Source organism: Brevundimonas sp. SORGH_AS_0993 (assembly GCF_030818545.1).
Classification (GTDB): Bacteria; Pseudomonadota; Alphaproteobacteria; order Caulobacterales; family Caulobacteraceae; genus Brevundimonas.
This window is the reverse complement of sequence record NZ_JAUTAH010000001.1, coordinates 890,512-912,091: the sequence shown is the minus strand read 5'-3', so window position 1 is coordinate 912,091 and position 21,580 is coordinate 890,512. Positions and strand designations below refer to the sequence as shown.

Genomic DNA, 21,580 nt, shown 5'->3' with positions numbered 1-21,580 from the left:
ATGCGCCAGACGTTCGACGAGACGACCGATCCGTCCTTTGGGGCCAAGCACCTGCCGCTGCTGCGCGCAGAGATGGCCAGGCAGGGGCTGGACGGTTTCCTGATCCCGCACGAGGACGAGCATCAGAACGAATATCTGCCGGACGCGAACGAGCGTCTGGCCTGGGCGACGGGCTTTACCGGCTCGGCCGGGGCGGCGGTCGTGTTCCAGGACCGGGCCAGCATGTTCACCGACGGCCGCTACACCGTTCAGGTGAAGGCCCAGACCGATCCGGCCCTGTTCGAACGGCGCGACCTGAACGACGTCGCCGCCTATCTGGAGACGGCGGCCAAGGGGGCGGTGATCGGTTACGATCCGCGTCTGCACAGCCCCGACGCCCTGGTCGGCTTCAAGGCGGCGGCCGAGAAGGCGGGGGCGACGCTGAAGCCCGTGGACGCCAATCCGCTGGACCTGGCCTGGGGCGCGGATCGCCCGGCCCAGCCGACGGCGCCGGTCGTGCCGCACGAGGACGCCTATTCCGGCGAAAGCCATGCGGCGAAGCGGGCGCGGATCGGCAGGGCGGTGGCGGATGCGGGCGCCGACGCGGTCGTGCTGACGGCGCCGATGTCCATCGCCTGGCTGTTCAATGTGCGCGGCGGAGACGTGATCCGGTCGCCTCTGCCGATCGGGCAAGCCATCCTGGCGGCGGACGGCAAGGCGCGGCTGTTCCTGGACCCGGCCAAGGCGACGAATGCGTTGCCGGGCTGGCTGGGCGACGATGTTCGCATCGAGGCGACCGAGCAGCTTTCGGCCGCGCTGGACGGGCTGTCGGGCCAGAAGGTGATGATCGATCCGGCGCTGTCCTCGGCCTGGTATTTCGACCGGCTGGAGCAGGCGGGGGCGACGGTGGTGCGGGCGACGGACCCCTGCGCCGTGCCGCGCGCCGTCAAGAATGCGGTCGAAATCGAAGGCAGCCGTCAGGCCCATATCCGCGACGGGGCGGCGCTGAGCCGGTTCCTGCACTGGGTCGATACGGTGGCGCAGGAGACGCTGCCGGACGAGCGCGAGGTGGTCGAGACGCTGGAGCGGTTCCGCGAGGCGACCGGCGCGCTGAAGGACCTGAGCTTCGACACCATCGCCGGGGCCGGGCCGAACGGCGCCCTGCCGCATTACAAGCCGGTCGGCGCCACGATCCGCAAGGTCGAGAAGGGTTCGCTGCTGCTGGTGGACGGCGGCGGTCAGTATCTGGACGGCACGACCGACGTGACCCGCACCATGGCCATCGGCGAGCCGAGCGAGGACCAGCGCCACAAGTTCACCCTGGTTCTGAAGGCGCACGTCGCCATGGCGACGATCCGCTTCCCCGCCGGGACCAGCGGCATGGCGCTGGACGCCATCGCGCGGGCCCCGATGTGGGCGGCGGGGCTGGATTACGATCACGGCACGGGTCACGGCGTCGGCAGCTATCTGGGCGTCCACGAGGGGCCGCAGCGGATCGCGAAATGGGGTACGTCCCAGCCGCTGCTGGAAGGCATGATCCTGTCCAACGAGCCGGGCTATTATCGCGAAGGCCATTGGGGCATTCGCATCGAGACGCTGCAGGTGGTGACGCCGGCCGTGGTTCCGGAGGGCGGCGAGCGGCCGATGCACGGGTTCGAGCAGCTGACCTTCGCGCCGATCGACCGCAGGCTGATCGCGGTGGAGATGCTGACGCCGGACGAGCGGGCCTATGTCGACGCCTATCACGCCGAGACGCTGGCCAAGGTCGGGCCGTTGATGGACGGCGAGGCGCTGGACTGGCTTAAGCGGGCCTGCGCGCCGCTTTAGATTTTAGAGGGCCGGAACCCGTCGCCTCAGGTGGGTGACGGGTTCTGTCAGTTCGGCCAGCGCGGCGTTCATCGCCTCGTAGCCGGTGGCGACGGGACCGTCGTAGGTCTTCCAGTCGCGGATGTCGGTGCTGGTGATCTGAGGCAGGACCAGCACGTCGGCTCCGGCGCGCGAATGTTCCATCTCCGTGTCTGTGGTGATGGTGGCCGCGCGCATCAGGATCGAGACGATGGGCGGACCGGCCTTCCAGGCGCCCGACAGCACCCATTTCCACCAGGACGGCGGGTTCTCCAGCGCCTGGGGATCGACGCCGCGCGTCTGGGACATGTCCACGCCGATGATGGGACCGCTGTTCAGCTGGCGCATCACGCTGGTGGGGAAGTTCTTCAGCACGGCGCCGTCGACCAGCACCTGGCCGTCGATGACGACGGGCGGCAGGACGCCGGGAATGGCGATGGAGGCGCGCATGGCGCGGCGCATCAGGCCGCTGCGATGCACCTCGATCCGGCCGGAGGTCAGGTTGGACGAGACGGCGAAGAAGGGCAGAGCCAGGTCCGCCAGGTCGATGTCGCCATAGGCCCGCTGCAACAGGCCGGCGACCTTGCGCGCCCGGGTCATGGCGATGATCGGCACGGCGAGGTCCGACAGGGGATTGGACTCCACGAAGGCGCGGCGGATCTCGAAATCCAGCCGCTCATGGCTCCAGCCCAGGGCGGGGCCGGCGGCGACGACCGCGCCCATGGACGACCCGCCGGCGAAGTCGATGGGCACCTTGGCCTCTTGCAGCGCCTTGACCGCGCCGATGTGGCAGTAGGCGCGCGCCCCGCCGCCCGACAGGACCAGGCCGATGGCGGTCCCGGTCACGACGCGGGCGATGCGCTCGGCGTCGGCGGCCAGTCCTTCGACGCAGTGGAACCAGCGGTCGGGCTGTAGCGCATCCAGCCAGACGCGCGTGTTGGCCGGATGATGCATGCGCGGATCGCGCAGCAGGATCAGGTCGGTCAGACGGCGGCCCTCGCCGAAGCCCTGGCGACGCGGCACGGCGGACGGGGGCGCCAGAAGCCCGCTGCCGACGATGAACATCCGGTCCACCTGCCGCGCGCACAGGCTGGCCCAGGCGGGCTGATCCTGTTCGGCGACATAGAGGACGTAGTCGTGGTCGCCCTCCACCCGGCTGAACCATTCGGACGCCGAGGCCAGGGCCGACTGGTCGATGACCTGACAGGTGAAGCCCATGGCCTGGATGGCGGCGCCGATGCGTTCGACGAAGGCGCGGATCGGCCGCGGCCGGGCCGAGACGAAGCCGAAGACGCTGGGCTCCGACGCGCCGGCCGTGCGCTCGCGGGCGCGGTGGATCATCAGGCGCGACAGTTCGACCATCAGGTCCGGTTCGGTCCGGGCGGCCTCGAAGAAGGCTTCGCGCGGCAGGGCCAGGATCTCGCTGTCCCTCAGGGCGACGACGGTTGCGGTGTGGGGCGTGCCGGCCAGCATGGCCATTTCGCCCACCGGCTCGCCCGTCTTGACCACGCCCAGCATGTGCGGCGGTTGATCCGCCTCCATCCGAAACACGCCCAGACGACCGGAGCGGACCAGATACAGGGTGTCGGCCGGATCGCCCTCGGTGAACAGCGGCTCGCCGCCGGTCAGCGCAAACCAGCTGGCCCGGTCGACCATGCGACCTTCGAAGATGCGCGCGAGCGAGGTCGCCAGCGTGTCGGGGCGAAGCGTGGCCATGATCCGGTTGTAGGCGCGATTCTGAGGCGGGTGAATTGGGTGTTTGGACGTGCGACGGCGCCTTCGCGCAATCGCAGCGAAGTTTGGAGGGCTGGGCGGAGCGCCGGGCCTTCGCCCGGAGTGTGAGTTTACAAGTACCGTTTCGACGAAGGGTATGACGCTCCGCGCGGGTGGTTGGCCTGCAAGCTCGGGGCGTCGAGCGGTGGCGGTCTTATCGCCTAACCCCATAAGCCTGCGACGGGCGGGTCGGAGCAGCGATCCCCGATCCCCGGTGCGGCCGAGTATCCCCCTCGACCCTGCGACGCGACTGCGGACGCCGGGGCGATTCCCCGACCGATCAGCCCCGGCGCCGCGATGGAATCTCACCACCGCTCCTGTCGCCGCAAGGTCGCAGGCCAGGCGAGCCCTCCATGCGACGAAACGGGTGCATTATGGGGCCGTTTCACCCGTGGATGGGAGACGGGGGACATAAATCGACAAGCGGTTGAAATCATTGTGGAGGCGCCAGCGGCATTGCGATGGCTGGGGCGGCATCTCTTGCTTTCGTCATCCTCCGGCTCAAAGCGACCGGGGGACCCAGCGGCGCCGAAGGCGATGCGTCCGCTGAACCGACCTAAAAGCCGAATCTGCGACAGGTTCGCGCTCGCGCGCGCCGCTGGGTTCCCCGGTCTCGCTACGCTCGCCGGAGAATGACGAAAGAAGAAGCATCTTTTTGCTCGTCGGGAGACGATGCATCCGCACCTTCCCGCGTTGCCCGTGACGGCGCGGGCGGGTAGAGCGTTCGGCTTCTCCCGCCCAGCCGAAGTTTCAGACCATGCACGACATCAGAGCCATTCGCGAGAACCCGCAGGTTTACGTGGCGGGCTGGTCGTCGCGCGGGGTGGACGAGCCGGACGGGCTGGTGGCGGACATCCTGCGGCTGGACGGCGAACTGCGTCACGCCCAGACGACGGGGCAGGACGCCCTGGCCAAGCGCAATGCGGCCTCCAAGCTGATCGGCGCCGCCATGGGCAAGAAGGACATGGCCGAGGCCGACCGACTGAAGGCCGAGGTCGAGGCGCTGAAAGGCGATATCGCGGCGGCGGCCGAGGTCGAGGCGCGTGTCGGCAAGGCGCTGCGCGACCTGCTGGCGGCGCAGAAGAACCTGGCGGCCGAGGACGTGCCGGACGGCGAGGACGAGGCGGGCAATGTCGAGGTCTCGACCTGGGGCGAACCGCGTCGCACCGGTCCGGCCAAGGACCACGCCGACCTGGGCGAGGCCCTGGGGATGCTGGACTTCGAGGCGGCGGCGAAGATGTCGGGCGCGCGGTTCGCGGTGCTGAAGGGGCAGCTGGCGCGGCTGGAACGTGCCGTGGGTCAGTTCATGCTGGACCTGCAGACGGACCAGCATGGGTATCTGGAGGTGAACCCGCCGCTGCTGGTGCGCAAGGACGCTATGTTCGGCACGGGGCAGTTGCCGAAGTTTGCCGACGATCTGTTCTTTGCAACCAGCACTGTGGGTAGCGTTGATTGGAACAACGTCGGAGCGCCGCTGCGCCCTGAGTTCCTGGGAAGTCCGCTTGGCGTCTTTGAGTTTGATGCGGTCACTCAATCCAGGGATTACTTCCTTGCTGCTCTCGATGCAGAGTATGTTGATGAGCGTCGCTACCTCATCCCCACCGCCGAAGTCTCTCTGACCAATCTGGTGCGCGAGAGCATCCTGCCCGAGGACGACCTGGCGACGCCGATGCGGATGACGGCGTTGACGCCTTGCTTCCGGGCCGAGGCGGGGTCGGCGGGACGTGATACGCGCGGGCTGATCCGCCAGCACCAGTTCTCCAAGGTCGAGATGGTGTCCATCGCGCGGCCGGAGGACTCAGACGCCGAGCATGAGCGGATGACGGCGTGCGCCGAGGCGGTGCTGAAGGCGCTGGAGCTGCCGTTCCGGCGGATGCTGCTGTGCAAGGGCGACATGGGCTTTTCGGCGCAGAAGACCTTTGACTTGGAGGTCTGGCTGCCCAGCCAGGGGACCTATCGCGAGATCAGCAGCTGCTCGAACTGCGGCGACTTCCAGGCGCGGCGCATGGACGCCCGGTTCAAGCGCGCAGGCGAGAAGAAGACCGAGTTCGTCCATACGCTGAACGGCTCGGGCCTGGCGGTCGGCCGGACGCTGGTGGCGATCATGGAGAACTATCAGCAGGACGACGGACGGATCGCCGTGCCCGCCGTGCTGCGGCCCTATATGGGCGGGCTTGAGTTCGTGGGCGGAGTTTAGAGTGCGGATTCTTCTGACCAACGACGACGGGATCGAGGCCGAGGGGCTGGAATGCCTGGAGCGGATCGCGCGCTCCATCAGCGACGATGTCTGGGTGTGCGCGCCCGCCGTCGAGCAGTCGGGCAAGGGGCGGGGGATCACCCTGACCGAGCCTCTGCGGGTGCTGAACCTGGGCGAAAAGCGGTTCGCGGTGACGGGGACGCCGACCGATTGCGTCGTTCTGGCCGTCAACGACCTGATGCCGGAAAAGCCGGACCTGGTGCTGTCGGGCGTCAATCGCGGGCACAACATCGGCGAGGACGTCAGCTATTCCGGCACGGTGGCGGGTGCGCTTCAGGGCATGGCGTTCGGCATCCGCTCCATCGCCCTGAGCCAGAGCCTGGAGCGGTTCCACGACGAGGTGGTCGCGCACTGGGAGACGGCGGAGGAATTCGCGCCCGCCATCATCGCCCGGCTGCTGGAGCAGAAATGGGCGAACGGCGTGGTGATGAACCTGAACTTCCCCAACCGCCCGCCCGAGGCGGTGGAACAGGTCGAGGTGACGACCCAAGGGTTCCGCGACGTGGGCGAGATGCACGCCGTGCGCCGCACCGATCTGCGCGGCCGCGACTACTACTGGATGAGTTTCCGGGGCGAGAAGCAGGAGCATCCGCAAGGCACCGATCTGCGCGCCATCGACGAGGGGCGGATTTCGGTCACGCCCCTGCACATCGACCTGACGCATAGGGCCAGCGTCAACGACCTGAAGAAGGTGTTGGGCGGGGCGCCGCCCAAGGCGGTGAAGGCCGCATGAACCTGCACGACGACCGCGCCGGCCGCCTGATCCTGTCGTTGCGGCGGCAGGGCGTGACCGACGCGCGCGTCCTGGGGGCCATGGAGAGCGTGGACCGTTCGGTCTTCGTGCACGAGAAATTCCTGGACCAAGCCTGGGAGGACCAGGCCCTGCCCATCGATTGCGCCCAGACGATCAGCCAGCCCTATATCGTCGGCCTGATGACCCAGGCGCTGGAGGTGCAGCCGCGCCACCGGGTGCTGGAGATCGGCACGGGCAGCGGATACCAGTGCGCGGTGCTGTCGAAGCTGGCGCGCTATGTCTATTCGGTCGAACGCTATCGCAGCCTGCTGGCCGAGGCGGAGGCGCGGCTGAAGCTGCTGGGCGTGGACAACGTGATCACCCGGCACGGGGACGGCGGGCTGGGCTGGCCCGAACAGGCGCCGTTCGACCGGATCATGATCACGGCCGCCGCCCCGACCGAGCCGACCGAACTGCTGAAACAGCTGAAGCCCAACGGCGTGCTGGTGGCCCCTGTGGGGCGCACCTCGGTCCAGATCCTGCACCGCTATGTCGGCCAGGGCGACGGCGCCTTCCGCCGCGAAAGCCTGACCGAAGTGCGGTTCGTGCCCCTGGTGGAGGGGACGGCGAAGGAGGGATAAAACCTCCTTTGCGGACCACGGCGCGCGTCGCGGTCGCTGGTTGTTTGGGCCGTTAACCTTCGCGCCCCAATTCCGTGCGGTTTGCGGGGTTGGATTTCGGGCCGCGAGCGGGCAAACCGGGCGGGCGAGGATCAACCCTGAGAGGAGCGGCCGGTGGCGAGAATGTCGGGCTGGATGAGAGCGGTTCTGATCGCGGGGGCGGCGCTGAGCACGGCGGCCTGCATCACCTATCCGTCCGAACCCCGCTACTCCACGCGGCCCACGCCCGTGCCGGGCCATACGGGCCCCGCCTATCCGGCGCCGCAGGGGGGGCAGGCGCAAGGCGGCTATCCGGTCTCGGCCCCGGCCCCGGCCCCGGCGCAGACCCAGCCTTCTTCGCCGCCCGCGCCGATGGCGACCGCGCCGGTGGGTCAGATCGACGGCGGGGCCCTGCCGCCGCCGGCGACCACCCCCTATACGCCCGGTCAGCCCGCCTATGCCCCTCCGTCCAGCGTGACGCCCCCGTCGCAACCGCGTTCCACCTCGACCGTGCCAGGGGCGGCCTATGTGATTCAGGCAGGCGACACGATTTCGGGCGTCGGACGCCGGTTCCAGACGCCGGTTCAGGTCCTGATCGATCTGAACGGCCTGGGGCCGCGCGGCGCGATCACGACGGGCCAGCGAATCATCCTGCCGGAATCGGCGGTCGACACCGGGTCCGATCCCTATGCGACCGGACCTTCGCCGACGGGAGTCTATGTGCCGAACGCGGGCGTCGTGCCGCCGCCCCCGCCGCCGCCCTCGGGCAATGCGGCCCTGCCGGCCCAGACTCGACCAGCCCCGCCCCGGCCCACGGCTGTAGCGCCAGTCGCCGCGCCGACGAGCGCCGCCGGCGCCTCTGTGGGCCTGGCCTGGCCTGTGCGAGGCGACATCCTGCGCCGGTTCGGCCCGGTCGGCATGGGCGAGCGGAACAATGGCGTCAACATCGGCGCGCCTGCGGGAACCGCCGTGACCGCCTCTGCGGCCGGTCGCGTGGCCTATGTCGGCGACGACCTGGTCGGGCAGGGACTGACGGTGCTGATCGTCCACGTCGGCGGCTGGCGCACCGTCTATGGTCATCTGGGCTCTGCGACGGTGCGCGACGGCGAGGACGTGCGCGCGGGTCAGCAGATCGGCACCGTCGGCATGACCGCCGGCGACGGCCGCCCGTCGATCCATTTCGAGACCCGCCAGATGCAGGGCGACGACCCGGTCGCGGTCGATCCTTTGAGCGTATTGCCGCGATAGCGATTTCGCCGCGTTGCAATCCGCGAGACGCGGCCCTAGGTTCCGCGCCTCGTTTTAATGGGGCGCCGACGAGGGCTGTCCCCCTCGTGTTCGGAGACTTCCCATGGGCGCCCCAGCTGACGGCGGCATTATGGCCGTGATCATGCAGTTCCTGCCGATCGTCGCCATCTTCATCCTGTTCTACTTCCTGCTGATCCGTCCGCAGCAGAAGCGTGCCAAGGACCACGCCGCCGCCATCGCGGCCGTGAAGCGCGGCGACACCGTCGTCCTGGGCAGCGGCATGATCGGCAGGGTCACGCGCGTCGAGGAGGCCGAGGTCAATGTCGAGATCGCGCCCAGCGTCAATGTGCGCGTGGTCAAGGCGATGATCGCAGAGGTGCGTAACCGCACCGCCATCGCCGCCAACGACTCCAAGGCCTGAACACCGCGTATCGCTGACCGGGGACCGCCCACATGATTCAGCTCTCGCGCTGGAAAATCATTCTCGTCGTCGTTTCGGCGGTTCTCGGCTGCTTGCTGGCCTTCCCCAACCTGCTGAGCCCTGCTCAGCGCGAAGCCTTGCCCGGCTGGCTGCCGAAGAACGCGCTGAACCTGGGCCTCGACCTGCAGGGCGGCTCCTATCTGCTGCTCGAAGTCGATGTGCCGACGATGCGCGAGAAGCGCGTCACCAATCTGATCGAAGACGTGCGCGTCACCTTGAACGGCGCGGGCATCCCGACCAACGGCTTCCAGCGCGAGACGGGCGGCGTGGTCGTGACCCTGGCGAACCCGGCTCAGAGCGATGCGGCCTTCAAGGCGTTGCAGCAACTGGGCGGTCAGGCCGGCCCCGGCGCCCAGGTCGAGCGGACGGCGACCCGTCTGGGCGATAACCGCATTCGCTTCGCCTATACCGACGCCGCGCTGAACAGCATGGGCGCGACGGCCGTGGATCAGTCGATCGAGGTGGTGCGCCGCCGGATCGACAGCCTGGGCACCCGTGAACCCTCCATCACCCGCCAGGGCTCCGACCGGATCGTGGTCCAGGCGCCGGGCGAGAGCGATCCGACCAAGCTGGAAGAGGTCATCGGCCAGACGGCGCAGTTGACCTTCCAGATGGTGGACGTCGAGAACTCGGTCCAGGACGCTATGGCCGGTCGCGTGCCGCCGGGTTCCGAACTGCTGCAAGGCGAGGACGGCACCCCCTATCTGGTCAAGAAGCGTGTGCTGGTGTCGGGCGAGAACCTGACCCGCGCGGGCGTCGGCTCCGACCAGAGCGGCCGCCCGGCCATCGACTTCCGCTTCGACGGGGCCGGCGCGCGTCGGTTCGGCGAGGCGACGGCCGCCAACCTACAGAAGCCGTTCGCCATCATCCTGGACGGCAAGGTCATTTCGGCGCCGACGATCCAGAGCGCGATCACCTCGGGATCGGGTCAGATCACCGGCAACTTCACCATTCAGGAAGCCTCGACCCTGGTGAACCTGCTGAACGGGGGCGCCCTGCCGGCGCCGCTGAAGGTCGAGGAGCGTCGGACCGTGACCGCCGAACTGGGCGCGGACGCGGTCGCCGCCGGCGCCCTGTCCACCGCCGTCGGTTTCGCCATCATCGTGGTCTTCATGATCCTGGCCTACGGTTTCCTGTTCGGCGGCGTGTCCGTGGTCGGTCTGGTGCTGAACGGCGTGCTGATCGTGGCGGCCATGTCCCTGACCCAGGCCACCCTGACCCTGCCCGGCATCGCCGGTCTGATCCTGACCTTTGCGGTCGCGGTGGACGCCAACGTCCTGATCTACGAGCGGATGCGCGACGAGGCCCGGGCAGGCCGCAGCGTCGTCGCCTCGATGGACGCCGGTTTCAACAAGGCCATGGGCACCATCATCGACGCCAACCTGACCACTCTGGTCGCGGCCGGCATCATGTTCGTGTTCGGCGAAGGGCCTGTGCGCGGCTTCGCCTGGACCCTGACCATCGGCGTGTTCACTTCGGTCTTCTCGTCGGTCCTGGTCGCCCAGGTCCTGCTCGGCTACTGGCTCAAGGCGGCCAAGCCCAAAAAACTGCCGATCGCGGAGTGATGGCGATGCGTGGATGGCCCCTCATCAAACTGCTGCCGCAGAAGACGAACTTCCACTTCGTCAAATACGCCCGGTTCGCCGGCGTGCTGTCGGTGGTGCTGTGCGTCGCGGCGATCGTGTCGTGCTTCTATCCCGGCCTGAACATGGGCATCGACTTCCGGGGCGGGGCCTCGATGGAGGTGTCCAAGCCCGCCGGCCAGGTGATCGAACTGGACCGTGTGCGCGAGGCCGTGAACGGCCTGAACCTGGGCGACGTCCAGGTGCAGGGCATCGCCCGGCGCGACTCCAATGTGGACGACGGCTCGACCGCCATCCTGCGTTTCCAGGTGCCGGAAGGCCGGGATCAGACCCAGGTGGTCCAGCAGGTCGAGGGCGCCATCACCGGCGCGGTCGGTCAGGTGAACTATTCGGGCGTCAGCGTCGTCGGCTCCAAGGTGTCGGGCGAACTGTTCACCTCGGGCCTCTTGGCCCTGGGTGTCGCGATCGGCCTGATGTTCCTCTACATCTGGTTCCGGTTCGAGCCGCAGTTCGGATTCGGCGCCGTGGTCGGCCTGCTGCACGACGTGATCCTGACGTTCGGCCTGATCGTGCTGTTCAAGCTGGAGTTCAGCCTGAACATGGTCGCCGCCGTCCTGACCGTCATCGGCTATTCGATGAACGACACCGTGGTGGTGTTCGACCGCCTGCGAGAGAACCTGCGCAAGTACAAGACCATGCCGCTGCGCGACGTGATCGACCTGTCGCTGAACGAGACCCTGTCGCGGACCATCATCACCGGCGTCACCGCCGTCATGGTGCTGGCGGCCCTGGCGGTGTTCGGCGGCGAGGCCCTGTTCGGATTCTCCATCGCCCTGATGTTCGGCATCATCGTCGGCACCTATTCATCGATCTATGTCGGCGCGCCCATCATCCTGTTGTGGGGCGTCAAGCGTGGGGGCGGGGCGTCGGACGACGCCAAGCCGATCAAGCTGGGCATGGCCAGCCGACCTTGAAGAACCGTCCGGCCCTCCAAGCGTTGCGCTAATCATGACCGATAAGAGCAAGGACACGATTGGCGGACACGCGGGGGCGCATTTGAGCCACTGGCGCCAAAGCGTCATCAGCGAGCCCGGCTTCGCGGACCAGAGCGACGTCTTCTTCGCCGCCATCCAGATGACGCGGATGCCGATGATCATTTCGGATCCGCGTCAGCCGGACAATCCCATCGCCTTCGCCAACAACGCCTTCCTCGACTTGACGGGTTATGAGGAAAAGGAGGTCGTCGGTCGCAACTGCCGCTTTCTGCAAGGGCCAGGCACCGACCGCGAAACCGTCCGTGAAATGCGCGAGGCCATCGAGGCTAAACGCGCCTTGGCGGTAGAGGTGCTCAACTACCGCCGGGACGGAACGCCGTTCTGGAACGCCGTCTTCATCGGGCCGATCTTCGACGAGAAGGGCGAACTGCTCTATTTCTTCGCCAGTCAGTTGGATGTCACCCGCCGGCGTGAGAGCGAGCAGGTGTCGCGCCAGGCGCAGAAGATGGAGGCCATCGGCCAGCTGACGGCCGGCCTGGCGCACGATTTCAACAATCTTCTGCAGGTGGTCGGCGGCAGTCTGGAGCGCATCAGCGCAGCGCCCGACGATGTGGATCGGGTGAAGCGTTTCGTCGCCGTGGCCACCACGGCGGCCGAGCGCGGGGCCAAGCTGACCCAGCAGCTTCTGGCCTTCGCCCGTCGCAGCCGGCTGGAGCCGAAGGGCGTCGATCTGACCGACCTGGTCAGTTCCATCTCTGACCTCCTGGACAGCGCGGTCGGGTCGAAGATCGATCTGTCGCTGCACCTGCGCCGTCGCCTGCCGCGCGTGATGGTCGACCCGGTCCACCTTGAGATGGCCCTGCTGAACGTTCTGGTGAACGCGCGCGACGCTTCCCGCCAAGGCGGGGCCGTGACGGTCAGCACCGAGCCGCTGAGCCTGAACGGGGACGCCGCCGCGCGCCATCTGGCGCCGGGCGACTATGTCACCCTGACTGTCGCCGACCGGGGCGAAGGCATGCCCGACCATGTGCTGGCGCGGGCGACCGAACCCTTCTTCACGACCAAGCCGGCCGGGCAGGGCACCGGACTGGGCCTGGCGATGGCCCACGGATTCGCCCAGCAGTCGGGCGGACGGATGGAGATCGAGTCGGAGCCGGGCAAGGGCACGACGGTGCGCCTGATCTTCCCTGTCGCGGCCCCAGCCGACGACGATGTCCAGGCGCCGAGGGGGCGCTTCAGGCCCGACGCGGTGGACGACGACACGCCGCCGCGGATTCTGGTCGTGGACGACAACGCCGAGATCGCCGCCCTGGCCCGCGATACGCTGGTGGAGACCGGCTATGAGGTGGCGGTGGCGCTGAGCGGCGAGGAGGGGCTGGCCCTGTTCGCGGCCGCCCAGAAGGAGGGCGCGCCGTTCGACCTGGTCTTCACCGACGTGGTCATGCCCGGCGGGATGAACGGCCTGGTGTTCGCCAGCCAGATTCGGGAACGCAGCGAGACCGCCGCCGTCCTGATGACCACCGGCTACAACGATCAGATGGCGCTGGACGGGCCGCAGGCCGAGGCGATGGACGTGCTGGGCAAGCCCTATCGTCGCAACGAGTTGATCGACCGGGTCCAGACCGCCCTGAAACAAGGGCCGCGCAAGGGGCCGGGCCGCCGCACTTCCGACTTCGGAATTGCGACGGCCTGACTTTCTGTCAGCGTAGCGAGGCGGTGAAGCGCTGGATGCGCGTGCAAGCCTCTTCCAGCACGGCGTCGGAGGTGGCGTAGCTGATGCGGAAATAGGGGCTGAGACCGAACGCTTCGCCCTGGACCACGGCGACCCCTTCTGCATTCAACAGTTCGGCGGCGAAGGTGGAATCGCCGTCGATGACCACGCCGCCTTCGGTCGTCTTGCCGATCAGGCCGGCGATGGACGGATAGACGTAGAAGGCGCCTTCCGGCGTGGCGCAGGTGATGCCAGCCGCCTGGTTGAGCATCGACACGACCAGATCGCGGCGCTTTTCGAAGGCGGCCTTGCGCTGGGGGATAAAGTCCTGCAGGCCGTTCAGCGCCTCGACCGCCGCCCACTGGCTGATGCTGGTCGGGTTGGAGGTGGTTTGGCTGGCGACCTTGCGCATCAGGTCGATCAGCGGCTTGGGCCCGCCGGCGTAGCCGATGCGCCAGCCGGTCATGGCGTAGGCTTTCGACACGCCGTTCACCGTCAGGGTGCGGTCGATCAGGTCCGGCGCCACCTGGGCGATGGTTGTGTATTCGAAGTCGCCATAGACGAGGTGTTCGTACATGTCGTCGGTCAGCACCCAGACGTGGGGGTGGCGGCGCAGGACCTCGGCCAGGGCTTCCAGCTCGGCGCGGGTATAGGCGGCGCCGGTGGGGTTGGACGGGCTGTTCAGGATCAGCCACTTGGTCCTGGGCGTGATCGCCGCTTCCAGCGTGGTGGGCAGCAGTTTGAAGCCGTCCTTCTCCTCGCCGATCACGGTGACGGGTTCGCCCCCGGCCAGCAGCACCATGTCCGGATAGCTGACCCAATAGGGGGCGGGCACGATGACCTCGTCACCGGGGTTCAGGGTGGCCACCATGGCGTTGAAGATGACCGGCTTGCCGCCAGGGGCGACGTGGATTTGCGACACGTCGTAGGCCAGGCCGTTTTCGCGGGCGAACTTGGCGACAATGGCCTTCTTCAAGTCGGGCATGCCGTCGGCGTCGGTGTATTTGGTCTCGCCGCGATGGATCGCGTCGATGGCGGCCTGTTTGATGTTGTCCGGCGTGTCGAAATCGGGTTCGCCGGCGCCCAGGCCGATGACGTCGCGGCCTTCCGCTTTCAGCTTACGCGCCTGGGCGGTCACGGCGATGGTGGCCGAAGGCTTGACACGGGCGAGGGCGGAAGATTGCAGGCTGGACATCATAATCCCGTCGATTTGAAACGTTCATGCCGGGGAGGGCGGGGTTGTTTAGGCGCTGCGGCGCGCCGGGACAATGCGCTGACGCTCGCTAATGTGGGCGGCGGATGATAAGCGGCCGGTCTGATGCGCTGGATCGTCGATTTCCTGTCGAACATGGAGGCGCGCCGCTGGCGGGCGGTGCTGGCGACGGCCTTGCTGCTGGGCGCCATGATCGCCCTGTTCGCGGTGGGCAAGACCCAAATGGGACTGGAGGCCGAGGGGCGGCTGGAGGCGTGGCTGACGGGGTTTCGGCACGGGCCATGGGGACTGGTCGCGGCCATTGTGGTGTTCACCCTCTCGGCCTTTATCGGCGCGCCGCAGTTCATCCTGATCGCCGCCTGCGTGGTGGCGTTCGGCCCCTGGTTCGGCTTTCTTTACAGCTGGATCGCCACTGTGGTGTCGGCGGGCGTGACCTATTGGCTGGGACGCGGGCCGACGGCGCGGCTGCTGGAGCGGCACGGCGGTCAGACGGTCGGGCGGCTGACGCGGTTCGTCGGCAAGAACGCCTTCTACGCCAGCTTCATGATCCGAAACGTGCCGTCCGCGCCCTTCATCGTGGTCAATATGGCCTTCGGCGCGGCGCGGGCGTCGTTCATGGGCTTTCTGGGCTGGTTGCGCGCTGGGGGTCCTGCCCAAGACCGCCCTGGTGGCCTTCTTTGGCGGATCGTTCATGACGGCGGTTCGCGGCGACGGCGTCTGGACCTCGGCCATACTGGCGGGCCTGGCCCTGGCCTGGCTGGCGCTGATGTTGGGTGTTCGGGAATTGGTGAAGCGCCGCGAAGCCGCGCGCGGCGACTGATATCCGGATATCGCCTGGCCGGGTTCGTCGGTGCGGCGTGGCGCCGCGAAATTACGATATGACGAGACTGTCATCGGGGCTTGTAATCCCGTTTCCATACGGGCAAACCCCCCGCTGGTAGGCGTGGCGAAGACGATCAGGACCTGTCCGGCGTGGGGATGTCGGACAGCGGGGCGTCGCCAGGTCGACTGCGAACAAAAGACGCCCTTGGCCAGCAAGCAACGGTATCCACTCCCATGAGTTTTTCCCTTTTCGGCGCGATCTCGAACGACATCGCGATGGACCTGGGCACCGCCAACACCCTGATCTACATGAAGGGAAAGGGCATCGTTCTGAACGAGCCTTCGGTGGTGGCGCTGCGTAACGTCGGCGGACGCAAGATCGTCCACGCCGTCGGCATCGAGGCCAAGCAGATGCTGGGTCGCACCCCCGGTCACATGGAGGCGATCCGCCCCATGCGCGACGGCGTCATCGCCGACTTCGAAGTCGCCGAAGAGATGATCAAGCACTTCATCCGCAAGGTGCATAACCGCAAGGGCTTCGTGAACCCCAAGATCATCGTCTGCGTGCCGTCGGGCGCCACGGCGGTCGAGCGTCGCGCCATCAATGATTCCTGCCTGAACGCCTCGGCCCGTCGCGTGGGCCTGATCGACGAGCCGATGGCCGCCGCGATCGGCGCCGGCCTGCCGATCCACGAGCCGACCGGCTCCATGGTCGTCGACATCGGCGGCGGCACCACCGAGGTGGCCGTCCTGTCCCTGTCGGGCATCGTCTATTCGCGCTCGGTCCGCGTCGGCGGCGACAAGATGGACGACAGCATCATCAGCTACATGCGTCGCAACCATAATCTGCTGATTGGTGAAACGACCGCCGAACGCATCAAGAAGGACATCGGCACCGCCCGCATCCCGGCCGACGGCGAGGGCCTGTCGATCGAGGTCAAGGGCCGCGACCTGATGCAGGGCGTGCCGCGCGAAGTCCGCATCTCGGAACGCCAAGCGGCGGAAGCCCTTGCGGAACCCGTCACCCAGATCATCGAGGCCGTGAAGGTCGCGCTGGAAGCCACGCCGCCGGAACTGGCCGCCGACATCGCGGACAAGGGCATCATGCTGACGGGCGGCGGCGCCCTGCTGCGCGGTCTGGACGTGGAGATCCGCGACCACACCGGCCTGCCGGTTTCGGTGGCCGACGATCCGCTGTCGTGCGTGGCCATCGGCTGCGGCCGCGTGCTGGAGCATCCGCGCTGGATGAAGGGCGTGCTCGACTCGGCGCTCTAAGCCGTCGGCGGTCGGGCTTCTCCGGGCCGCGCCTCCGATCAGTCTGTCGTGATCGGGTTTCTTTCGAGGCTCGTTTTTGCGATAGGCAGGCAGAACGGCGGGCGGCGTCCCGCCGATTCCCAACCCTTTTACTGGAAGGTCGACCGTGGCGTTTCGCGACGGCCCTTTTGAAAACCTGAAGGTGCCGCTGGCGTGGGCCGCCGCGGTGGTCGCCGTCGTGGGCGTCGTCGGGGCGGGGGTGCTGCTGGCGACCGACCGCACGACGCCTGAAGGCGGCTCCAGCGTCCAGGCGGTTCGCGGCGGCGTCGAAACGGTCGTCGGGCCGGTCGGCGGCGTTCTGTCGGCGCCTGTGCGCTGGTTCGGGTCGGTCAGCGACGGTGTCGGCGGCTATTTCTTCGCCGTGTCCGAGAACCGCAGGCTGAAGGCCGAGATCGACGAACTGGAGGCCTGGAAGGCCCAGGCCATCGCCCTGAAGAACATCAATGCGCGCTATGAGGCGCTGCTGGGTCTGCGGCTGGAGCCGCCGGTGCCGACCGTGGCCGCGCGCGCCGTGCTGGAATCGCGCGGCCCCTTCAGCCGATCCAAGCTTCTGGATGTCGGCGCCGCCAAGGGCGTGCGTATCGGCAATCCCGTCGTGGACGAGCACGGCTTGGTCGGGCGCGTGACGGGCGTGACCGGCGGCGTCAGCCGCATAGTGCTGCTGTCGGATGTGGCGTCCCGCATCCCGGTCCTGATCGAGCGCACCGACGCACGGGCCGTGTTGACCGGCGACGGCAGCAACAGTCCGCGCCTGGACTTCATTCGCGGCGTCGGGGCGGTCAAGGCCGGGGATCGGGTGCTGAGCTCGGGCGACGGGGGCGGCCTGCCGCGCGGCCTGCCGGTCGGCGTCGTGGCCAAGGGGCTGGACGGCGCCTGGAGGGTCAAGCTGTTCAGCGATCGGGGCGCCATCGACTATGTGCGGGTGCTGCTGTTCCAGAATTTCGGCCAGTTGGTCGATCCCAACGCCCTGAACGCGCCGCCCCTGGCCGGTCTGAACACGGCGCCCCAGCCCACGCCCGATCAGGCCGCCGCCATCAGCGACGCGGCGGCGCGTCGCCAGGCCCAGATTCAGGCCCAGATTCAGGCCCAGATTCAGGCCCAGATTCAGGCCCAGGCGGAACGCGCCCGCGCCGCCGCCGCCGCCGCCGTTCCAACCCCCGGCCCGTCTGCAGGCACGGCCGCAGCCGCGCCGCGTCCTGCCGCCCAGACGCCGTCGCCGGCCGCGCCCCAGACCCCGGCGCCGGCGCCCGACACGGAGGCGCAGCGGTGAGACGCCCTGTCGCGGTCCGCGTTGTCGGGCCTCTGGAATGGGTCGTCTATCCGTCTCTGGCCGCCATCGCCGCGACCGTGGTTCTGGCGACGCCGATCCAGCTTTTCGGCCTCAGGCTGCCGGAGCCCGTGATCCCCATGGTCCTGGCCTTCGCCTGGCCCCTGATACGGCCGTCGATGTTCGCCGCCGTGACCCTGTTCGTGGTCGGCCTGTTCCTGGACCTGTTCTGGAACGCGCCCCTGGGGCTGTGGCCGCTGTGCCTGATGGCGGTCTATGGGGGGCTGCTGATGTCGCGCAATCTGCTGGCCGGTCATGAGGGGCTGGTCCGGCTGGGCTGGTACGTCGCCTGCACCCTGGGCGCCTTCGGCCTGGCCTATGTCGTCGTCACCGCGCGAGCGGGGAATGCGCCGTCCCTGACCGCGGTTTTCGGTCAGATTGCGCCCACATTACTGCTGTATCCGCTGGCCAACTGGATGATCGAACGGTTCGACGACGGAGATATTCGGTTCCGATGAGCGGCGAACCCTCCATCTTCTTCTCGGACGTCAACGAGCGCCAGGGTTCGTTCCTGCGTCGCACCTTCGTCCTGGGCGGGGCGACGGCTCTGGGCGTGGCGGCCCTGATCGGGCGTCTGGGGCAGTTGCAGGTCGTGCAGGCCCAGGAATATGCGACCCTGTCGTCGCAGAACCAGTTCAACTTTCGCCTGGTGCCGCCGCCGCGCGGGCCTGATCAAGGATCGGAACGGCGTCGTCATCGCCGGCAACCGCCCCAGCTTCCGCGTGCTGGTGATCCGCGACGAAACCAAGGATCTGGACGAGACGCTGGACCTGCTGGGTCAACTGCTGCCCGACACTGTGGAGCGCCGCCGGGCCATCATCCGCGACGTCAACGCCTCGCCCAAGTTCAACCCCGTGCCGGTCAAGAGCGACCTGACCTGGGAAGAGTTCGCCAAGGTCAATCAATACGCCAATGAACTGCCCGGCGTGATGGTCGATATGAACGAGGCCCGCTACTACCCCTTCGGCGGAGCCTTCGCGCACGTCATCGGCTATGTGGCCAAGGTCAACGACCGCGACGTTCAGGCGATCCGCGCCAAGGGCGAGCAGCCGCCGCCGCTTTTGTTCAACCCCAGCTTCCGCATCGGCCGGCAGGGCGTGGAAAAGGCGCTGGACGTGCCTTTGCGGGGCGAGCCGGGTGGCAACCGGGTCGAGGTGGACGCCCGTGGTCGCGTGGTGGCCGAGGACGTCGGCGGCTCACGCCCGGCCGTCCCGGGCAAGGAAGTGGTCCTGACCCTGGACGCGGACGTCCAGAACCGGGCCCTGGAAGTGTTCGGCGACGAGTCCGGCGCCTGCGTGGTCATGGACGTGCGCAACGGCGACATCCTGTGCATGATGTCGGCGCCGTCTTTCGATCCCAACCTGTTCGTCGGCGGGGTGCCGTCCAAGGTCTATCGCGCCCTGGCGGACTATGAGCGCAAGCCGCTGCTGGACAAGACGATCAACGGCACCTTCGCGCCGGGCTCTACGTTCAAGCCGACCACGGCCCTGGCGCTGCTGGAGGCAGGAGTCGATCCGAAACAGACGGTCGTCTGCACCGGGGCGTTCCGCAACGGCAATCGGATTCAACGCTGCTGGGGTCGGCACGGCGTGCAGAACATGCACGACGCCATCAAGAACTCCTGCGACGTCTATTTCTACACCATGTGCAACCGCGCGGGCGTGGACAATATCCGCAAGGCGGGCCTGGCCCTAGGGTTCGAGCATATCTTCGACATCGGCGTGGATAACCAGAAGAAGGGTCTTCTGCCGTCCACCGAATGGAAGGCGCGCACCTTCCCGCGCGATCCGGTCTGGCATCCGGGCGAGACGACCTCGGTGGCGATCGGGCAGGGGGCCATCACCGTCAACGCCCTGCAACTGGCGGTCATGACCTCGCGCTTGGCCAACGGCAAGAAGGCCCTGATGCCCCGCCTGATCAAGTCGATCGGCGGGGTCGAGCAGCCCCGCGGAGACGCGGCGCCGGATTTGCCGTTCGATCCGGCCCATATCGAATATGTGCGCCAGGGGATGATCGCGGTCGCCAACGACCGATCCGGCACCGCCTATCGCCAGAGCCAGCTGGGACTGGGCGACATCCAGATGGCCGGCAAGACGGGGACGGCCCAGGTTCGCAACTATGGCTCTGGCCCGCGCAAGAGCGATGTCTGGGCCTTGAAGGATCACAACCTGTTCGTAGCCTTCGCCCCCATCGACGCACCGCGCTACGCCGTGGCGGTGATCATCGAGCACGGCGGCAAGGGCGGGGCCACCGCCGGCGCCCCGCGTGCGCGCGAGGTGATGCGCACGGTCCTGCTGAAAGATCCCGACATGCGCGCCCGCATCGAACGGCCCCCGCCGCCCGAGGCGACCGGACCCCAGATCGACGAAGGCCTGGTCGGCGCCGCGCCCGAGCCGGACGCCGTCGCGCCCTCGACGCCGGCGCCCAGTCCCGCCGCGCCGGCGACCGGGGGACCGCATCCCTATCTGTCCGAGCCGCGCGTATGACCGCCTCCGCCCTGTCGCGCCCAGGCGAGCGCGAGCGTTTTTCGACCAAGCTGGGCCAGATCGACTGGCGACTGACGGCCTTGCTGTGCATCGTCGCGGGCACCGGCGGACTGATGCTCTATTCGGTGGCCGGCGGGTCCTGGTCCCCTTGGGCGGCGAAACACATGATCCGGTTCGGCGTCTGCCTGGCGCTGATGCTGGCCCTGTCGCTGATCAACATCCGCTACTGGTTCAGCCTGGCCTATCCCATCTATGGGGTGGCGCTGGTGCTGCTGGCCTTGGTGGAGACGCCGCTGGGCTATCACGCCCTGGGCGCCACGCGCTGGCTGGACCTGGGCTTCACCCGCATCCAGCCGTCCGAGATCATGAAGATCGGCGTCGTTCTGGCCCTGGCCCGCTGGTACCACGGCGCCACGGCCAAGGAGGCCAGTTTTCACTGGAAGCTGATCGTGCCGGTGGCGATCATCGGCCTGCCCTTTCTGCTGGTCGCGCATCAGCCGGACCTGGGTTCGGCCATGCTGATCGGCCTGACCGGGGCAGCGGTGATGTTCGCGGCAGGCTTGAGCTGGCGCATCATCCTGCCGCTGGTCATTGCGGCGGCGGTGCTGGTTCCGCCCTATGTCATGTTCGGCATGCACGATTATCAGCGCCACCGGGTGCTGACCTTCCTGAACCCCGAGGCCGACATGGCCGACAAGGGGTATCAGATCGTCCAGTCCAAGATCGCCATGGGATCGGGCGGCCTCCTGGGGCGCGGCTACGGCCTGGGCAGCCAGAGCCAGCTGGAGTTCCTGCCCGAGCGTCAGACCGACTTCATCTTCTCGGCCTTTGCGGAAGAGTTCGGCTTTGTCGGCACCTTCACCCTACTGGCCTGTTACGCCGCCATCATCTTGATTTCACTAAGGATCGCTTCCCTGTCCCACAGCCATTTCGGACGGTTGGGGGCGCTGGGAGTGACGGCGACCTTCGCCCTCTATGTGCTGATCAACGGGGCCATGGTGATGGGGCTGGCGCCGGTCGTGGGTGTGCCCATGCCGATGCTGTCGAACGGCGGCACGGTGATGCTGACGGTGATGATCGGTTTCGGCCTGGTCATGGCGACCCGCGTTCACCGCTACGCCGAACTGCCCAAGGGCCACGGCCTGCTTTGAAGA

At 67.9% G+C, this 21,580-nt stretch carries 16 protein-coding genes and 1 pseudogene; 15 read left to right on the top strand and 2 right to left on the bottom strand.

Going from position 1 to position 21,580, the window contains the following annotated elements; all coding sequences use genetic code 11:
- Positions 1-1,806 (top strand): aminopeptidase P family protein, encoded by a 1,806-nt coding sequence (locus QE389_RS04540; protein WP_307364898.1) that lies wholly within the window; start codon positions 1-3, stop codon positions 1,804-1,806.
- A 3-nt stretch (positions 1,807-1,809) separates the two neighbouring features.
- Here QE389_RS04540 and QE389_RS04535 read toward each other — a convergent pair whose 3' ends face one another.
- On the bottom strand, positions 1,810-3,540 hold the full coding sequence (locus QE389_RS04535) for a patatin-like phospholipase family protein (protein ID WP_307364897.1): 1,731 nt from the start codon (positions 3,538-3,540) through the stop codon (positions 1,810-1,812).
- A gap of 814 nt (positions 3,541-4,354) precedes the next feature.
- Here QE389_RS04535 and serS point away from each other — a divergent pair.
- From serS to QE389_RS04495, 8 genes are all read left to right on the top strand, one after another.
- Entirely contained in the window at positions 4,355-5,794 is a 1,440-nt protein-coding gene (gene serS / locus QE389_RS04530; RefSeq protein ID WP_307364896.1) for a serine--tRNA ligase, read from the top strand.
- Position 5,795: 1 nt separating this feature from the next.
- Positions 5,796-6,587, top strand: a complete 792-nt coding sequence (surE, locus tag QE389_RS04525) for a 5'/3'-nucleotidase SurE (RefSeq protein ID WP_307364895.1) — start codon at positions 5,796-5,798, stop codon at positions 6,585-6,587.
- Positions 6,584-7,228, top strand: coding sequence for a protein-L-isoaspartate(D-aspartate) O-methyltransferase (locus tag QE389_RS04520; protein ID WP_307364894.1), 645 nt, complete (start codon positions 6,584-6,586; stop codon positions 7,226-7,228). Before surE ends, QE389_RS04520 begins: the two co-directional genes overlap by 4 nt.
- Positions 7,229-7,390: 162 nt before the next feature.
- Entirely contained in the window at positions 7,391-8,494 is a 1,104-nt protein-coding gene (locus QE389_RS04515) for a peptidoglycan DD-metalloendopeptidase family protein (RefSeq protein ID WP_307368915.1), read from the top strand.
- A 103-nt stretch (positions 8,495-8,597) separates the two neighbouring features.
- Positions 8,598-8,915, top strand: a complete 318-nt coding sequence (gene yajC, locus QE389_RS04510; RefSeq protein WP_307364893.1) for a preprotein translocase subunit YajC — start codon at positions 8,598-8,600, stop codon at positions 8,913-8,915.
- Positions 8,916-8,947: 32 nt separating this feature from the next.
- Positions 8,948-10,540 (top strand): protein translocase subunit SecD, encoded by a 1,593-nt coding sequence (secD, locus tag QE389_RS04505; RefSeq protein WP_307364892.1) that lies wholly within the window; start codon positions 8,948-8,950, stop codon positions 10,538-10,540.
- Complete coding sequence (gene secF, locus QE389_RS04500; RefSeq protein ID WP_307364890.1) at positions 10,540-11,532, top strand: protein translocase subunit SecF; 993 nt, start codon at positions 10,540-10,542, stop codon at positions 11,530-11,532. The genes secD and secF overlap by 1 nt, the downstream gene beginning before the upstream one ends.
- Before the next feature lie 34 nt (positions 11,533-11,566).
- Positions 11,567-13,246 carry a histidine kinase famiy protein gene (locus QE389_RS04495; protein WP_307364889.1) on the top strand — a complete coding sequence of 560 codons (1,680 nt, stop codon included), beginning with the start codon at positions 11,567-11,569 and terminating at the stop codon, positions 13,244-13,246.
- A gap of 7 nt (positions 13,247-13,253) precedes the next feature.
- Here QE389_RS04495 and QE389_RS04490 read toward each other — a convergent pair whose 3' ends face one another.
- A complete protein-coding gene (locus QE389_RS04490; protein WP_307364888.1) occupies positions 13,254-14,459 on the bottom strand; it encodes a pyridoxal phosphate-dependent aminotransferase in 1,206 nt (401 codons plus the stop codon).
- A gap of 123 nt (positions 14,460-14,582) precedes the next feature.
- Between QE389_RS04490 and QE389_RS04485 the strand changes: the two genes are divergently transcribed.
- The 6 genes and pseudogenes from QE389_RS04485 (at position 14,583) to rodA (ending at position 21,577) form a co-directional block, all read left to right on the top strand.
- A complete protein-coding gene (locus tag QE389_RS04485) occupies positions 14,583-15,359 on the top strand; it encodes a TVP38/TMEM64 family protein (protein ID WP_307364887.1) in 777 nt (258 codons plus the stop codon).
- 174 nt (positions 15,360-15,533) lie between these two features.
- Positions 15,534-16,574 (top strand): rod shape-determining protein, encoded by a 1,041-nt coding sequence (locus QE389_RS04480; RefSeq protein WP_054765854.1) that lies wholly within the window; start codon positions 15,534-15,536, stop codon positions 16,572-16,574.
- A 145-nt stretch (positions 16,575-16,719) separates the two neighbouring features.
- Positions 16,720-17,883 (top strand): rod shape-determining protein MreC, encoded by a 1,164-nt coding sequence (mreC, locus tag QE389_RS04475; protein WP_307364886.1) that lies wholly within the window; start codon positions 16,720-16,722, stop codon positions 17,881-17,883.
- On the top strand, positions 17,880-18,398 hold the full coding sequence (locus QE389_RS04470; RefSeq protein WP_307364885.1) for a hypothetical protein: 519 nt from the start codon (positions 17,880-17,882) through the stop codon (positions 18,396-18,398). The genes mreC and QE389_RS04470 overlap by 4 nt, the downstream gene beginning before the upstream one ends.
- Positions 18,395-20,426, top strand: a pseudogene (gene mrdA, locus QE389_RS04465) (penicillin-binding protein 2). Before QE389_RS04470 ends, mrdA begins: the two are co-directional and overlap by 4 nt.
- Complete coding sequence (rodA, locus tag QE389_RS04460) at positions 20,423-21,577, top strand: rod shape-determining protein RodA (RefSeq protein ID WP_307364884.1); 1,155 nt, start codon at positions 20,423-20,425, stop codon at positions 21,575-21,577. The pseudogene mrdA and the gene rodA overlap by 4 nt, the downstream one beginning before the upstream one ends.
- The last annotated feature ends 3 nt before the right edge of the window (positions 21,578-21,580 follow it).

What these genes read in the sequence shown, in the direction of transcription:
- QE389_RS04540 (WP_307364898.1), top strand. Translation starts at nt 1, where the DNA reads ATGCGCCAGACGTTCGACGAGACGACCGATCCGTCCTTTGGGGCCAAG.
- QE389_RS04535 (WP_307364897.1), bottom strand. Translation starts at nt 3,540, where the DNA reads ATGGCCACGCTTCGCCCCGACACGCTGGCGACCTCGCTCGCGCGCATC.
- serS (WP_307364896.1), top strand. Translation starts at nt 4,355, where the DNA reads ATGCACGACATCAGAGCCATTCGCGAGAACCCGCAGGTTTACGTGGCG.
- QE389_RS04520 (WP_307364894.1), top strand. Translation starts at nt 6,584, where the DNA reads ATGAACCTGCACGACGACCGCGCCGGCCGCCTGATCCTGTCGTTGCGG.
- QE389_RS04515 (WP_307368915.1), top strand. Translation starts at nt 7,391, where the DNA reads ATGTCGGGCTGGATGAGAGCGGTTCTGATCGCGGGGGCGGCGCTGAGC.
- yajC (WP_307364893.1), top strand. Translation starts at nt 8,598, where the DNA reads ATGGGCGCCCCAGCTGACGGCGGCATTATGGCCGTGATCATGCAGTTC.
- secD (WP_307364892.1), top strand. Translation starts at nt 8,948, where the DNA reads ATGATTCAGCTCTCGCGCTGGAAAATCATTCTCGTCGTCGTTTCGGCG.
- secF (WP_307364890.1), top strand. Translation starts at nt 10,540, where the DNA reads ATGGCGATGCGTGGATGGCCCCTCATCAAACTGCTGCCGCAGAAGACG.
- QE389_RS04495 (WP_307364889.1), top strand. Translation starts at nt 11,567, where the DNA reads ATGACCGATAAGAGCAAGGACACGATTGGCGGACACGCGGGGGCGCAT.
- QE389_RS04490 (WP_307364888.1), bottom strand. Translation starts at nt 14,459, where the DNA reads ATGTCCAGCCTGCAATCTTCCGCCCTCGCCCGTGTCAAGCCTTCGGCC.
- QE389_RS04485 (WP_307364887.1), top strand. Translation starts at nt 14,583, where the DNA reads ATGCGCTGGATCGTCGATTTCCTGTCGAACATGGAGGCGCGCCGCTGG.
- QE389_RS04480 (WP_054765854.1), top strand. Translation starts at nt 15,534, where the DNA reads ATGAGTTTTTCCCTTTTCGGCGCGATCTCGAACGACATCGCGATGGAC.
- rodA (WP_307364884.1), top strand. Translation starts at nt 20,423, where the DNA reads ATGACCGCCTCCGCCCTGTCGCGCCCAGGCGAGCGCGAGCGTTTTTCG.